Origin of the sequence: Gordonia sp. i37, assembly GCF_002043085.1 — a bacterium.
In the GTDB taxonomy this organism is placed as follows: Bacteria; Actinomycetota; Actinomycetes; order Mycobacteriales; family Mycobacteriaceae; genus Gordonia; species Gordonia polyisoprenivorans.
Genome location: NZ_MVPX01000513.1, coordinates 15741 through 30396, shown reverse-complemented (window position 1 = coordinate 30396; position 14656 = coordinate 15741). Strand labels below are relative to the sequence as shown.

General features: G+C 64.5%; 14 protein-coding genes and 1 tRNA gene. 5 read left to right on the top strand and 10 right to left on the bottom strand.

What is annotated here, in order from left to right; translation table 11 throughout:
* The first annotated feature begins 32 nt into the window (after nucleotides 1-32).
* A complete protein-coding gene (locus B1964_RS25275; protein WP_053778442.1) occupies nucleotides 33-1787 on the top strand; it encodes a DUF262 domain-containing protein in 1755 nt (584 codons plus the stop codon).
* 283 nt (nucleotides 1788-2070) lie between these two features.
* On the opposite strand, the gene B1964_RS25270 is transcribed toward B1964_RS25275, so the two are convergent.
* The 10 genes from B1964_RS25270 to B1964_RS25225 form a co-directional block, all read right to left on the bottom strand.
* Nucleotides 2071-3840, bottom strand: coding sequence for a relaxase/mobilization nuclease domain-containing protein (locus tag B1964_RS25270; RefSeq protein WP_079931757.1), 1770 nt, complete (start codon nucleotides 3838-3840; stop codon nucleotides 2071-2073).
* The gene (gene mobC / locus B1964_RS25265) at nucleotides 3840-4238 is read right to left on the bottom strand and encodes a plasmid mobilization relaxosome protein MobC (protein WP_253194185.1); all 399 of its coding nucleotides are present in this window, start codon (nucleotides 4236-4238) and stop codon (nucleotides 3840-3842) included. Before mobC ends, B1964_RS25270 begins: the two co-directional genes overlap by 1 nt.
* Nucleotides 4239-4682: 444 nt before the next feature.
* Nucleotides 4683-5225 (bottom strand): hypothetical protein, encoded by a 543-nt coding sequence (locus tag B1964_RS25260; RefSeq protein ID WP_139765864.1) that lies wholly within the window; start codon nucleotides 5223-5225, stop codon nucleotides 4683-4685.
* Between the two features lie 348 nt (nucleotides 5226-5573).
* Nucleotides 5574-6299, bottom strand: coding sequence for a hypothetical protein (locus B1964_RS25255; protein WP_079931754.1), 726 nt, complete (start codon nucleotides 6297-6299; stop codon nucleotides 5574-5576).
* A gap of 120 nt (nucleotides 6300-6419) precedes the next feature.
* A complete protein-coding gene (locus tag B1964_RS25250; protein ID WP_253194184.1) occupies nucleotides 6420-6629 on the bottom strand; it encodes a helix-turn-helix domain-containing protein in 210 nt (69 codons plus the stop codon).
* Between the two features lie 316 nt (nucleotides 6630-6945).
* The gene (locus B1964_RS25245) at nucleotides 6946-7170 is read right to left on the bottom strand and encodes a hypothetical protein (protein WP_139765863.1); all 225 of its coding nucleotides are present in this window, start codon (nucleotides 7168-7170) and stop codon (nucleotides 6946-6948) included.
* A 98-nt stretch (nucleotides 7171-7268) separates the two neighbouring features.
* Complete coding sequence (locus B1964_RS25240; RefSeq protein ID WP_079931752.1) at nucleotides 7269-7892, bottom strand: ParA family protein; 624 nt, start codon at nucleotides 7890-7892, stop codon at nucleotides 7269-7271.
* A gap of 339 nt (nucleotides 7893-8231) precedes the next feature.
* Nucleotides 8232-9020, bottom strand: coding sequence for a helix-turn-helix domain-containing protein (locus tag B1964_RS31610; RefSeq protein ID WP_079931751.1), 789 nt, complete (start codon nucleotides 9018-9020; stop codon nucleotides 8232-8234).
* Between the two features lie 261 nt (nucleotides 9021-9281).
* Nucleotides 9282-9353 (bottom strand) — tRNA-Gln (locus B1964_RS25230).
* A 126-nt stretch (nucleotides 9354-9479) separates the two neighbouring features.
* The gene (locus B1964_RS25225) at nucleotides 9480-10235 is read right to left on the bottom strand and encodes an SDR family oxidoreductase (RefSeq protein WP_079931750.1); all 756 of its coding nucleotides are present in this window, start codon (nucleotides 10233-10235) and stop codon (nucleotides 9480-9482) included.
* Between the two features lie 211 nt (nucleotides 10236-10446).
* On the opposite strand from B1964_RS25225, the gene glmU reads away from it, so the two are divergent.
* From glmU to arsC, 4 genes are all read left to right on the top strand, one after another.
* Nucleotides 10447-11949 (top strand): bifunctional UDP-N-acetylglucosamine diphosphorylase/glucosamine-1-phosphate N-acetyltransferase GlmU, encoded by a 1503-nt coding sequence (gene glmU, locus B1964_RS25220; RefSeq protein ID WP_079931749.1) that lies wholly within the window; start codon nucleotides 10447-10449, stop codon nucleotides 11947-11949.
* Between the two features lie 79 nt (nucleotides 11950-12028).
* A complete protein-coding gene (locus B1964_RS25215) occupies nucleotides 12029-13006 on the top strand; it encodes a ribose-phosphate diphosphokinase (protein WP_006370856.1) in 978 nt (325 codons plus the stop codon).
* 118 nt (nucleotides 13007-13124) lie between these two features.
* The gene (locus tag B1964_RS25210; RefSeq protein WP_079931748.1) at nucleotides 13125-14300 is read left to right on the top strand and encodes an MFS transporter; all 1176 of its coding nucleotides are present in this window, start codon (nucleotides 13125-13127) and stop codon (nucleotides 14298-14300) included.
* A gap of 10 nt (nucleotides 14301-14310) precedes the next feature.
* Complete coding sequence (gene arsC, locus B1964_RS25205; protein ID WP_079931779.1) at nucleotides 14311-14652, top strand: arsenate reductase (glutaredoxin); 342 nt, start codon at nucleotides 14311-14313, stop codon at nucleotides 14650-14652.
* Nucleotides 14653-14656: the final 4 nt, after the last annotated feature.

Sequence of the window (14656 nt, the reverse complement as noted above, 5' to 3'; positions counted from 1 at the left end):
CGACAAAGACCAAGTGAAACGAGGAGTAGCAGATGTCGTTCCAGACTCCACGCAGTGTCGAGGAAATGCTCACGGCTATCCACAAGCGCGAATATCTGATGCCTGCGATTCAGCGTGAATTCGTTTGGAGCGCAGACCAAATCACCAAACTCGTGGATAGCCTCATGCGCGGGTATCCCGTAGGGTCATTCCTCCTGTGGAACGTCAAGCCTGAGACCGCGCAGTCCTACACGTTCTACGAGTTCTTGACCAACTACCACGAGCGCGACCATCCTTACGCCGACAAAGCCACAGTGCCGGCGGGGAGCGGGACCACCGCAGTTCTTGATGGGCAGCAGCGGCTCACGTCATTGAACATCGCGCTGTACGGCAGCCTCTCCGAGAAGAAGAAGTACGCGTGGTGGAATAGCGCTGATGCGTTCCCTACGAAACGCCTGTACCTCAACCTCGCCGACGACCCGGACGACGAAGAACTCGGTACCAAATACGATCTTCGATTCCTCACCGACCAGGATGCGAATCCAGATGACGGAGAGATTGACAAGTGGTTCAGGGTGGGAGCAGTCCTTGATCTCGCCAACGCCGGTCCCGCGATCATGAAGGAGCTGGAAAAGCGGGGTATCGCAGGGTCAGCAGACGCTTTCCAACGGCTCTACGACCTGTACGAAGCCGTACGCGTGCTCAAGCCGATGAACTACTTCTTGGTCACCGATCAGGACGCCGACAAGGTGTTGGAGATTTTCGTCCGGGTCAACAGCGGCGGCACTACGCTGTCGTATTCCGATCTGCTGCTGTCGATGGCCACCAACCAGTGGCAGGACTTGGATGCCCGCGAGGAGGTGCGCTCACTCGTATCCGAGATCAACAGCAATGCCGGACGTCAGTTCTCGTTTTCCAAGGACGTCGTTCTGAAGACCGCACTGACTATCGCGGACGTCGATGTACGGTTCAAGGTCACCAACTTCACCCAGACGAACATGGCGAAGGTGGAGGCCGCATGGCCACAGATCAGGGGAGCCCTTCTCCGAGCGGCGACGTTGCTGCAGCAGTTCGGGTACAACGAACGAAACCTCACGGCCAACAGCGTGATAATCCCCGTCGCGCACTACCTCCACCTCCGCGACGCCGGTGACTCGTACCTCGACTCGTCTGCCGACGCCGCGGATAGGCTCGCACTCCAGCGATGGGTCACGCGTTCACTTGTCAAACGTGGTATCTGGGGATCGGGTCTCGACACGCTCCTGACTCGCATCCGGGATGTCCTGCAAGACAATTCGGAAAGCGGCTTTCCAGCCGAAGCCATCGAAGACGCCATGGCTGTGGCCGGGAAGAGCCTCACTTTTGAAAGCGCCGAAATCGACGAGCTTCTGAACCTCAAATACGGTGGCCAACGGACGTTCTCGGTGCTGTCGGTCTTGTATCCAGGTCTGGACCTGAGTAAGAAGTTCCACGAAGATCACATCTTCCCCAAGTCCCGGTTCACCAGGAAGAAGCTCCTAAAAGCAGACATTCCAGCCGACAAAGTCGACGACTATATGGCTGCCTTCAACCTCTTGCCGAACCTCCAACTGCTCGCCGGCACCGCCAACATCGAAAAGCAGGACAGTCTGCCGGCTGCTTGGATCGAGAACGCCTTCTCCAGCGAAGACAAACGAACCACGTATCTCGCCGACAACGACCTCGACGGCCTGTCGCTCGAGTTGAATGACTTCCTACCGTTCTTCGAGGAACGCAAGCGGCGCATCAGAGAACGTCTCATTGCTGTGCTTGGAGCCAGCCCGCACTGACACGGTTGGCTGGCTGCCGGACGAGCGTAGCCATTCTGATGTTCAGATACGCAGGTCAACCACATTTTGACGACGCCGGACACGGTCGCGGCGAGCCCCTGTTATGGAGTTGCGCCGAGTGGCATACTCGGTACCGAGCAAGGTATGGATTCTCCGAACTCACCGAGTTCCGACGATCCGTCTGGCCCCAGGTTCGGCTACGGCACCCTGGGGTTGCTCGCTTTCTGTACCCATTCACGGCAACCGCGCGGCGCAGGAGCGAACTACGGTCTCGCTTCTGTGCTTACCGCCCCGTACGTTCTTGACCTCGCCGACGCGCGGGGTCAAGTCGCGCGCGATCGGCGGGCGTGATCGGGTCGAGGCGCGCCGGTATAGGCGAGCCGGGCGCCGCTTTGCGCGTAGCCTTCGGCACGGCCGGAAAATCGCTGGCTCGACCGGTAACGCCTTCAAGTCGACAATCCGACTCAGTGCTTACTGACGCCTGGCGGACCGGGGCCGGCGCAACTCTCGATGTCGCTTCGACCAACGCGCCGAGTTCAGTACGAGTGATGGCGGTCAACGCCGCAGCCCGCGCGGCGTGACCGGCGGCAACGTGCGTAGCAGCGATCGCTTCGACCGCGCTCAGGAGTTGACGCAACAGCACGGCAGTCGCCACCGTCGAATCTGTTCGCCCGCTCGCGGTCAGCAACAGGAAAGCGACGGGGCTCGTGCACTCGACGCGCTTCGGCGCCACCGCACAAGCCGCTGGAATCGACGCTGACGCACCGAGCCCGTCGGCGGCCCGCGCCAGCGGGCCAGGACGCTCCTCGATCTGGACCGACCACGCAGCGAATAGACCGGCCGTCTGCCCGGCCGCGCTCGCCGAGCTCGCGTAATCGTCGACCGCGATAGTGCCGAGGTACTGAATCCACTGCGCGAGGTCGTCGTGCGCGCGGCGGTATAGCGCGTCCATATCGTGTCCGTGACGTCGCGTCTTCCGGGCTTGTTTGAGGGGCTCGCGCCCACGCTTCGCGCGTCGCCATTCGCCCGCCGCTTCCAGCGCTGCGCTCGGTGAATCCGACCATCCGAGTCGCATTCTCGGCAGCGTCAGGTCCTTACCCAATCGTCCACCGCCGAACCAGACCGGACGCGCTTCGAAGTCGCGTGATCCGTCATCGTGTCGCGGTGCCAGAGCCACCGAATACCCCTGCACGACGTCGTCGGTCCCGGCGGCGTAGCGCGGACGGATCAGGTGTCCGAGCGCGCGGACCTGTCGAACGAACTCGGCCTCTGACGTCACCGCCGTCGCGCACGCACGAACGTCGCGGGCCAGTGTGCGTCGCGCCGGTTCATCACCCTTCCCCGCCCCGATGTTCTCCTCGGCGCGCGAATGGGCCGGCGTCGTTGTGGCCCCAGATACACGGCCCGGAGTGACCGCGAGCCCGTACTTGCGTTCCAACTTCGCCGCCGCTCGCTGAGCGCGTGCGAAGTCGTTGTGCGAGGAGACTTTGGTGCCGTCCTCGCGAACCATCGACGCCGCAAGGTGAATGTGGTCGTTGCCCTTCTTGCTCGGGCCGTGATGTACCGCCACCCACCGCGCGGGCGCCAGTCCTTCCTCGGTGAAACCCATCTCACGCATGAAGTCACGTGCGATGTCGCCCCACAGCTCGTCGGTGATCGCCGATTCACCGTCGACAAGCTCCGCCGTGCGCCCGCCGGTCGCAGGATCGACCGCATACACCGGGGCCTTGAGCGACAGCGAACAGTGCCACACGTGAGCGTTCTGCCTGACCTGTTTCCCGTTGTCATCCCGCACGACGACCCTGCGCTGTTCACGCTCGTCCCACCGCCGTTTGGGAACCGTCACCTCGGTCTTGAAAACCCGGCGAGGCTGATCAATCTGTCGCGCGATGTCGCGTGCCGTAGCAGCATCGAGCACCGCGTCGTCATGCCACGCCATGATCGCCGGATCGCCGGCCACCAGGTGCGGCTCGGTGTGCTCATTGGCGTTGCCTGGCCCAACGAGGTAGCTGAGTAGTCCGGTCATGCTCGAGCCACGGGTGATGTTAGGCATCATGTGGATGCTTGCGCCTCCAACACCGCACGCACCCGTTGCCCAGTCCGCCGAATAGCAGTTAACGTTGCGGCGCAGTCCTCCTGCCATTCGCCGTCCGGATTCGTCGCCTTCGCGATCTGGGTGACGTTGTTGGCGATCGACGCCAGCAAGCGGAATGCGCCGAACAACTCGACCGCGAGATCGTGGCGTGCAGTCGCGGTCTGTCCAATTTGATCGGCCAATGTCCCTTTCACCATCAGTCGCGAAACAGTCACCCGTGCGTCCTGCGCGCCTTCCTGCAACCGACGCTCCCGCTCGGGCGACACCTTCACCTTGTGGACAACCTGCCGGCCACCGGACACGTTGGACTGGCGGCTTCGGCGACGCGACTTCGGCGCCGCACCTTCCTCGCTCATCGCCACTCCTCACTTCCGGCCAGCGCAGCGACTCCACCCATGGAGACCCACCGCCTTCCCAAGGTGTGGCAGATCGACCAGCGCAGCGCCAGCACCGATCCCTACTTGGGGCACCCAAGTGTATAGCTTGCTCTGCGCGAGTAGCGTCAGGCCGAAGGCACTAACCCATGCGGGTTAGTCTGCGCGACAACCGATTTGACGTATTCCGATGACCACCGCCATGGCTGCACAAGAGGCGCTCACCGTAGTTTTCCGCTGCGCGTCCGCGAGCCGGGAAGAGGCGTAAACGTCTGCCGAGCCACTACCCGCCATGCGAGGCAGCAGACACTTGTTGGCGCCATACGCACGAGTCCAATTTCATCCCGAAGCCGTCGCGGACACGGCCGCATCGCCATGGCCACCTGGACTATGGGGCCGTGCGCCCAGGGCGTCCTCGCGACTCGGTTAGTCCGCGCGCCGTGCTCGCAAGAGGACGTCGACATCATGCGCGAGATCCTGGTCGACCAACGCAGTCAGCGTGGTCACCAACGGATGATCAGGAGCCGTCGGAATCGGCAGACCGTCCGCAATCCGCTCCTCCACAATCAGTTCCGCGCTGACCTGCCATGCCTGGCTTGCATGCGGCCAGACCCGCTCAACCAACGCCTCGGTCGCCGCGCTCACCTCGATCGCGACGGCAGCGTTCGGTTCCCAATCGTCCTCATCCGCATGCGGGGCCAGCGCGCAAGACTCCCAGAGCTGAGACCGCACTTCTTCCAACGCCTGCTGCCGGGCTCGGCTGAGCACGCTCAACGTCTCGAGGTACTCCAGCGGTCGACCCAACATGCTCTGCACCTCGTCACGAAGTCGGGCCTCAAGATCGGCTTGAAGCGCCGCCAACTCCGCGCTGAGCCTCGCGGTCTCCACGCTCACGAAGTCCTCGAACTCTGCACGGTCGATGTCCGTCAACTCGTCGGCGTACCTTGCGGTCACCTCGTCGCGAAACATGAGATTCTCCTCAGCATGGGGTTCGAACTGGGCGTTGGCCACAACACCCAGGCACGCGTCTCCGCCAACTGCCCAGCGCGGACAGTAAAGCACCCACAGAGCCTGCACCCCGTATAGGCACCTCAATAATCTGGCATGCGGCAGACCGTGACGACGGCAAGTCAGCGAGGAGGCTGCGGGTCTTCAGCCCAGTCGACTACGACGTTGGCGGACAGATGCTCAACCCCCGCGCGCACCCAGTCACACATCTCGCACAACGTCTTCCACGAGATCGGCTCCAAAGATTGCCGCTCACTGAGAGCCCGAAGCACGTCGTCGTGATCCAAGTTCCACAGCCGACAGAGGCGGTCACTTGCGGAGATACAGACATCCATCGCGAACTGCACGTTGCGTAGCGTGCTGCTCCACATGAAGTTGGTCCCCTTTTTGCTCCTGAATCACAGCCAGCGTCATCCAGACCGCATTGCCATGCGTCGGCCGACTGAGTTCGTCGTAGCCGAGATCGCTCCCAAAGTGCGCCTCAATCAACTTCCGCGAGCTACTCGACGGCTGCTTGGGCACGTCCGCGAATTCGGACCCGGTTCGATCGCGCCACCGCTTCCAATCGTCGATCAGCTTGGTCGAGCCTTCGTCGTTGGACGATCGGTATTCCTGCAGTGCTGATCGAAAGAGGTCGTATGCCCGAAGCACCCTGGCCCTCCAGTCGATCGCCGGGTCAGCCAGAAACATCGCCTTGGCGGCGTGCTCGGCAGCAACGCGCGCGAGTGCGCCTGATCCGACGTGCATCGGGAAGTCACGTCCAACCAGGTCACATGCCGAGAGGAGCGCGTCTCCCGACGATATGACGTAGAACTTGGCCAGGCGGTGTGCGGTGAGCAGAGGCCCCTCCACATCCTCTTCGCTGCCGACGATGCTGTCGATCTCGTCTATTGAGTCGATGCCGGGCTCACGGTAGATCGGCGTGAAGTACGCGGCGGTCAACCCAAAATATGCCACTGCCTGGCCCACGTTGGTTGCAGCGACCGCAAACTCTCGGATGCCCTCGATCGACTCGTGGAAGTTCTCGTCTAGCACGCAGACAGAGTACGAAACTGCTCGGACATCTTCAGACTGCTTGATCGGTGCGCATCAAGGCCGAGGGTGCCTCGCAGCGACACTCGCCATATCGGGAACGAGATGTCATCCAACCCGGGCTCAGGCATCCGACGACGTCGGCCTACCGAGCTTCCGATACACCGACTCCAGGTCCAACCGAATGAGCCGCGACCCGACGCGCTGCGCCTCGATTCGCCCCTCCATGATCCAGCGACGGACAGTCGTGGGATGCACCCCGTAGATCTTCGCCACCTCGGAGATGGAGACGAACGATCCTCGATCTCCAGATTGATTCATGCCTGCGCTCACGAACGCAATGCTATGCACATCTACGGCGAGAGACGCGCCAAAGTCCATACGCACGAACATGTTTGGAGTGCATCAGAAGTTTTGGACACGAGTTTTGAAACACCTCGCCACTGCGCCTCGGCGCGCTATACCCCAAACGGCCCGGCCCAAGAGTTCCGGCAGTGCTCACCAAATATGTTGAGCGCCAATCTAATACGGCAACCGGTCGCGGCCACCTTTACACGTTGGCTTACCTGTGGCCAAAGTGATATCGGATTGAGACCGACACGGCTCGCCGCCGCCTACCTTGTGTCCCCGCCGTCATACGGGAAGTGCATCAGCTTTCGTTCTCCACGCACTTGGTGGCCACGAATTCGCGTGTCCGCCTCGCGAGCATGTCATCGTTCAATAGCTCCGTGAGCAACGCATCGACGACGGACTGGAACGTCACACGAGGCACACCCAGGGCGTGGGCCGCTTCGGCCTGCCAGGCCAGCACTCGTTGGTTGAGATCCGCATCGAGGTTGACCGTCTTGCCGACCCTCCTCGACACCGCCGGCATCGCACTCTGACTCGTCGCCTTTGCGGTCGCGGCTGACCGAGTGGACGGCTGGGACGCGACACGCGACGCCTGTGCGCGGATCTGTTCAGCTCGTGAGGTCATCGCTGCGCGACCTCCATGTCAAGCAACTGGGTCAGAGCGTCGCCATACGCGGTGTTGAGCGCATCGTCAATCGGACACCCAAACGCCTGGGCGAAGCGCTCCAACCTCGCAACCCGGGCAGGCAAAACCGGCACCAGCTCGTTTGCTGCCGTCCGATACACCTCTCCCGACGCCGAGTTCGTCACCACGCGGGTCAATAACGCGGCGACAACAGGTGGAGCGGTGCGCAAGGGGCCGACGTCGTCGATCAGATCGAGAACTGCGCCCAACCGATCGAAGTCCATGGGCGTCGGCGACATCGGAATCACGATGTGAGTGGCCACACGCACGGCCGAGGTCACGATGCCCCGTCCAGACTCCATCGGTGGCGTATCGATGACAACGGCTTCGAACCCTTCGGACACGGCATCCAACCGTCGATGCAAGTCCTTGACCGGCATCCCTACGACGGGTGTGGCCCATTCTGCGAGGTCAGACCATCGAACGAGTGAACAGTTTTCGGGATCGGCATCTACTCCCAGCACCGACAAGCCTGATTCGGCCAAAGCGTGGAGTAGATAGGCAGCCGACGTGGTCTTCGTCGACCCACCTTTGAGATTGACAACAGCGATGCAGAGCACTGAAAGTCCCTCCTGTATAGCCAGATAGATGAACAGATGCTTAGGTGTTTGGATGTTTAGCTAAATGCGTAAGTAGGCACATGGCTATTCAGCTGTATACGTAGAACGAGCCAAATACGTTGCTGCTAAACCACTTCCAATGCGCACGATACGATCAAGGAGGCTTGAGCAAGCACGGAGCGTGAAACCAGCCGGGGCGACCGAGCACTCGGGCCGTCGGCAGATACCGGGTCGAGAGACGCCGCCCATCATCACTCAGGCCGTGGCCGACAATCAGTCCATGCGAACCGCACAGATCGCACAATCGACTCGTATCATCCACTCTCGCTGCGGAACCCATCACGACGCACTCCCCCGCGCGAGGACGGCCCGAACCCGCGCCATCCCACGCGCGTGCCGCGCATCACCGTCAGGATCGTGATGGCAAGGCAAGCTCCCGCGGTATCCACGTTCGTCGCACATGTCGCACGCTCGAATTGCTGCCCGCTCCGCCGCCACCGCCAGTTCCCGCTCTTCACGCTGTGCTTCGAGTGCCGACAGTCGTCGTCGTTGCTCGAAATCCTCGTGTCGGCGACGAGCGTCTCCGCAAGCGGCACAAGGCATGTCGGTCCCGTCGGGGTGACGTTCGCATGTCCTGGATGGAGGTTCGGTGACCACCGTCAATCGCGGACGGTCGACACCTGGACGCGCACCCCCTGTTAGTTCTCTTGTTAAAGACCTTGTTTGTGGCTCATCGGTGACCCACCCCCTGGGTCGCGGTTGACCTACCCCCTCGGTCAACGTTGACCCAGCTCGCGCATGACCCGGGTCATCGTTGACCTGGGTCACGCATGACCTAGGTTCGGCCTCGCGGACGCTGTCGACAAACTGGAATCGCGTCGGGCGTCCAGGCTGCTCCGACGCAACGACCAGCCCCAACTGCTTGAGCGTTCCGATGGCTCGTTTGACCGTCGCGGGTGAGACACCCATTCGGCTCGCGATTGTCGCGACGCTGGCAAAGCACTCGCGGCCGTGCACGTCGGGGAACGACGCCATGGTCACGAGGGTGAGTTTGACTGTGGTCCAGTCGGCGCCAGCTTCAGCAGGACGCTCGACGGCGACCGCCCACGCGGTCAGCTCGTAGGACATGAAAAGACCCCTTCGGCTCGTGGCGAAGGGACAACCGCCTATCGGCGGCGACGCTAGACCAGCACTACCGCGAGCGGTACAGTGCTAATCAACGCGATGGAGGATCATGCGACGATCCCCTCGCCAGACCCCGGCAGGTGCTCCAACACCTGGTCGGGGTCGTTCGTTTTCGAGGGGTCCTCGCGTGCGATGTCGACAAAATATCGACATGAGGGTTGCGGAGCTGAAGCGAAACCAGCCCTGAGCTGGACTTTCTCGTTGCTCCCCCACCAGGACTCGAACCTGGAATGCCTGAACCAAAATCAGAAGTGTTGCCGATTACACCATGGGGGAATAACGCGGACCTGATTGTGCCACAGGGCGGCGCGTGGGTCCGCATCGATTCCCGCCAGACCGTTTCCCTCCCGCTCGATCAGGTCGACGCGCGGGAAGGAAACGGAGCAGCGGGAGGCTCGGAGGTCAGTCCTTCGGGCCGCCGGCGACGTAGATGACCTGACCGGAGACGAATCCGGCGCCTTCGCTGACGAAGAACGACGCGGTGTGGGCGATGTCCTCGGGCACGCCGGTGCGGTTGACCGGGATCTGGGAGGCGCTGAGCTTCTTGAACTCCTCGAAGTCCATGCCGACGCGGGCCGCGGTGGCAGCGGTCATGTCGGTCTCGATGAAGCCCGGCGCAATGGCGTTGGCGGTGACGCCGAACTTGCCGAGCTCGATCGCGAGAGTCTTGGTGAAGCCCTGCATGCCCGCCTTGGCCGCGGAGTAGTTGGCCTGGCCGCGGTTGCCGAGCGCCGAGGTGCTCGACAGGTTCACGATGCGACCCCAGCCGGCGTCGACCATGTGCTTCTGGGCGGCCTTGGTGACGTTGAACGCACCGCGCAGGTGAACGGCCAGCACGGTGTCCCAGTCGTCGACACTCATCTTGAACAGCAGGTTGTCGCGGAGCACGCCGGCGTTGTTGACGACGACGGTCGGGGCACCCAGTTCGGCGACGACCTTGTCGACCGCCGCGGCAACCGACGCCTCATCGGCCACGTTCGCGCCGACGGCGATGGCCTTGCCACCGGCCTCGGTGATGGCGTTGACGGTGTCGGCGCAGTTCGCCTCGTCGAGGTCGAGGACCGCCACGGCCAGTCCGTCGGCGGCCAGTCGCTTGGCGACGGCTGCACCGATCCCGCGTGCCGAACCGGTCACGATTGCTGTCTTCTGGGTGCTCATCGGCTTCCCTTCATTGCTGATCATCGGGTGTGATGTGGGTCCCTTTGGTTCTATCAGGCAGCATTCCTGCCGGGGGACGCCGGTCGGCGGCCGCGAACCGGTCAGTACTATCGGGCCGTTGCCGTGCGGCGGGGCCGGCGCCGGATCGACTCGACGCGCGACTCCCGCCCGACGCCAACCCACCCACAGACCAGCTCCATCGGAGGTCGACATGACACAGACGTCCCCCACGACGACCGCCGTCATCGTCCTCGCCGCCGGTGCCGGTACCCGTATGCGGTCCAAGACCCCGAAGATCCTGCACACCATCGCCGGTCGCAGCCTGCTCGGGCACGCCCTGCATGCCGCCGCCGACCTCGGCGCCGCGCACGTCATCGCCGTCGTCGGACACGAACGTGAGCGGGTGACCGCGGCGGTGGAATCCACCTCGCAGGCGCTCGGCATCCCGGTTTCGGTCGCGGTCCAGGACCAACCGCTCGGCACCGGCGACGCCGCCCGGGCCGGCCTTCAAGCGCTACCCGACGACTTCACCGGCACCGTCGTGGTCACCGCCGCCGACGTACCCCTGCTCGACGGGCCGACGCTGCGTGCCCTCGTCGAGACCCATTCCGCCGACGGTGGCGCCGCGGTCACGGTCACCGGATTCCACGCCGGCGACCCGACCGGCTACGGCCGCATCGTCCGCGGCGACGACGGCGGGGTGCACGCGATCGTCGAACACAAGGACGCCTCCCCTGAGCAGTTGGCGATCACCGAGGTCAATGCCGGGGTCTACGCCTTCGACGCGACCGCCCTGCGCACCGCGCTCGGCGGGCTCTCCACCCACAACGCCCAGGGCGAGTACTACCTCACCGACGTCGTCGAGATCGCCCGTGAATCCGGAAAGTCGGTGCACGGCTTCACTGTTGACGATCCGATGCTCGTCGCCGGTTGCAACGACCGCGCGCAGCTCGCCGAATTGGCCGCCGAACTCAACCGGCGGATCGTGCGTCGGCATCAGCTCGCCGGGGTGAGCGTCGTCGACCCGGCGACCACGTGGATCGACGTCGACGTCACGATCGCCGAAGACGTGCGGATCGAGCCGGGAACCCAGCTGCACGGCGCGACCACGATCGGCGAGGACGCCGTCATCGGACCGGACTGCACGCTCACCGACGTCGTCGTCGGACGTGGTGCGCAGATCATCCGCACCCACGGCAGCAGTGCGGCCATCGGCGACAACGCGCTGGTCGGCCCGTTCGCCTACCTGCGGCCGGGCACGGTCCTCGGGGTCGGCGGCAAGATCGGCACCTTCGTCGAGACCAAGAACGCGGTCATCGGCGCGGGCAGCAAGATCCCCCACCTCACCTACGTCGGGGACGCGCGGATCGGCGACGACTCCAACATCGGCGCCTCGAGCGTCTTCGTCAATTACGACGGGGTGAACAAGCATCAAACGGTGATCGGTTCGAACTGCCGGACCGGTTCTGACAATATGTTCGTCGCACCTGTACAGATCGGTGACGGCGCGTACACCGGTGCGGGTACCGTCGTGCGCGACGATGTCCCGCCCGGTGCCCTCGCGGTCTCGGCAGGCGCACAACGCAACATCGAGGACTGGGTGGTCCGCAAGCGGCCGGACACGGCCGCCGCGCAGGCCGCTCGCGCGGCCGCCGAGACGCCCTCGGCACCCACCATCGACGAGACCACCACCGGCGAGGCCATGCGCCCGTAGGCGACATTACCTGCGGCTCAGACCACCCGACCAGAACACCATCGAGTCCCGACCACCAGCCCCGAGTAGAAGAGTTTCCATGACCTGGACGACCGACAACCAGAAGAACCTGATGCTGTTCGCGGGGCGTGCGCACCCCGAGCTCGCGCAGGCCGTTGCCGACGAACTCGGCATCAAGCTGACGCCGCAGACCGCACGCAACTTCGCCAACGGCGAGTTGTTCGTGCGCTTCGAGGAGTCGGTGCGCGGGTCGGATGCCTTCGTGCTGCAGAGCTGCCCGGCCCCGCTCAACGAGTGGGTGATGGAAGCACTCATCATGATCGACGCCCTCAAGCGCGGATCGGCCAAGCGGATCAGCGTGATCCTGCCGTTCTATCCGTACGCCCGTCAGGACAAGAAGCACCGTGGCCGCGAACCGATCTCGGCACGCCTGATCGCCGACCTGATGAAGACCGCGGGCGCCGATCGCATCATCACCGTCGACCTGCACACCGATCAGATCCAGGGCTTCTTCGACGGGCCGGTCGATCACATGCACGCCCTCGGGCAGCTCTCGGAGTACGTCCGCGAGAAGTACGGCACCGACAACATCGCCATCGTCTCCCCCGACTCCGGTCGCGTGCGGGTGGCCGAGAAGTGGGCCGACGCCCTCGGCGGCGCCCCGGTGGCGTTCATCCACAAGACCCGCGACCCGATGGTCGCCAATCAGGTTGTCGCACACCGTGTTGTCGGTGAGGTCGAGGGCCGCACCTGCGTGCTGATCGACGACATGATCGACACCGGCGGCACGATCGCCGGCGCCGTCAGCAAGCTCAAGGACGCCGGTGCCGGCGACGTCGTCATCGCCACCACACACGCCGTGTTCTCCGACCCGGCCGCCGAGCGCCTCGCCAACTGCGGGGCGACCGAGGTCATCGCCACCGACACCCTGCCGATCCCGCCGGAGAAGCACTTCGAACAGCTCACCGTGCTCTCGATCGCCCCGCTGCTGGCCCAGACCATCCGCGAGGTTTTCGAAAATGGTTCGGTGACAAGCCTTTTCGACGGCATTGCCTGACCGGTAGCGCCGGCACCGCGCCTTCGTCCTGCGCCTGCGGGCCGCCACGATCATGATGGTCGAGGCGGCCCGCAGTCGTGTCGCCCTTCCCCGCCCGACCGCGAGAGGAGGATCGCCCGTGACCGACCGCGTCAGCGCCCACACCTGGGCCGCTGTCGGCGCACTCGGCTTGGGCGTGTTCACCGTCACGACCACCGAGATCATGCCGATCGGCCTCTTGCAGCCGATGGCCGGCGATCTCGGGGTCTCCGACGGTTCGGTCGGCTTGGTGGTCACCGCGGTCGCCTTCGTCGCCGCGATCGCTGCGCCCACGTTGTCGACGACGACCCGGCGCGTGGATCGGCGATTGCTGCTGATCGCGGTGATGACGGTCTTCACCCTCGGCAACGCGCTCACCGCGATGGCCCCGGGTTTCGCGACGCTGATCGTTGTGCGGGTGCTGATCGGCGGCGCCCTCGGGCTGCTGTGGACGATCGTGGCGCCGACCACCCTGCTGCTCGTACCACCGCGATATGCGGTGCGCGCCACCACGATCACCTTCTCCGGGGTGTCGATCGCCTCGGTACTGGGCGTGCCGCTGGGCACCCTGGCCGGCCAACAACTCGGCTGGCGGGCCGCCTTCTGGGCGCTGGCCGGGTTGTCGGCGCTGACCCTCGTGGCCCTCGCAGTGCTGCTCGGGCCGACCCGACCGGCCGGCGGGGTCGCATTGCGACGGCTGCCGTCGATGCTGCGCAACCGCGACCTGCGGCTCACGGTCGTCATCACCGCCGTCGTGATCACCGGTGCGTACGCCGCCTACACCTACGTGACACCGCTGATCGTCGACGGCATCGGCATCGACGACGACCTGGTCAGTGCGGTACTTCTGGTGATGGGGGCCGCGGGCGTCGCCGGCAACTTCGCCGCCGGCGCCCTGCTCACCCGCCTCACCTCCGCACGTGCGGGCCTCGCGGCGGTGATCGGGGTTCTCGCGGTGGCATTGTGGCTGGTGGCGGTGACCACCACCATCCCGCCCCTTGCCCTGGTGGCGCTGATGGCGTGGGCCGTCGGCTACGCCGCCATCCCCATCGGATTGCAGACGACCGTGCTGCGAACCGCGCCCGCCCACCGCGAGGCCGCGACCACCGTGTATTCGACAGCCTTCAACCTGGCCATCGGCGTGGGTGCGCTCGTCGGCGCGCAGGCCATCGACAGGGCAGGCGTGCTGGCCCCGATCGTCGTCGGCGCTCTGTGCGCGACGGTCGCCCTGGCGCTGACCGCACGGCTGCCCGGACGAGTCGGCGCACTGGAATAGGGTGGGTCGGGTGAACGCGACGATCTACCACAACCCTCGCTGCACGACGTCCCGCAAGGCCCTGGACAAGCTCCGTGAGGCCGGCATCGAGCCGACCGTCGTCAAGTACGTCGACGAGCCGTACACGCGGGCCCAACTCGAGACACTCTTCGCCGACGCAGGCCTGACCGCACACCAGGCGGCACGCAAGCGTGAATCGCTCTACAAGGACCTCGATCTCGCCTCGGCGTCGGAGTCCGACCTGCTCGACGCGATGGTCGAACACCCGATCCTCGTCGAGCGACCGTTCGTCGTCACCGACAAGGGCACCCGCCTCGCCCGCCCCCTCGACACGATCGACGAGATCCTCTGAGCCC

Coding starts and splice junctions, on each gene's coding strand:
- B1964_RS25245 (WP_139765863.1), bottom strand. CDS start 7,170: ATGCCGGCGGTGTCGAGGAGGGTCGGCAAGACGGTCAACCTCGATGCG.
- B1964_RS25215 (WP_006370856.1), top strand. CDS start 12,029: ATGACCTGGACGACCGACAACCAGAAGAACCTGATGCTGTTCGCGGGG.
- B1964_RS25225 (WP_079931750.1), bottom strand. CDS start 10,235: ATGAGCACCCAGAAGACAGCAATCGTGACCGGTTCGGCACGCGGGATC.
- B1964_RS25275 (WP_053778442.1), top strand. CDS start 33: ATGTCGTTCCAGACTCCACGCAGTGTCGAGGAAATGCTCACGGCTATC.
- B1964_RS31610 (WP_079931751.1), bottom strand. CDS start 9,020: ATGTCCTACGAGCTGACCGCGTGGGCGGTCGCCGTCGAGCGTCCTGCT.
- B1964_RS25260 (WP_139765864.1), bottom strand. CDS start 5,225: ATGTTTCGCGACGAGGTGACCGCAAGGTACGCCGACGAGTTGACGGAC.
- mobC (WP_253194185.1), bottom strand. CDS start 4,238: ATGAGCGAGGAAGGTGCGGCGCCGAAGTCGCGTCGCCGAAGCCGCCAG.
- B1964_RS25270 (WP_079931757.1), bottom strand. CDS start 3,840: ATGCCTAACATCACCCGTGGCTCGAGCATGACCGGACTACTCAGCTAC.
- glmU (WP_079931749.1), top strand. CDS start 10,447: ATGACACAGACGTCCCCCACGACGACCGCCGTCATCGTCCTCGCCGCC.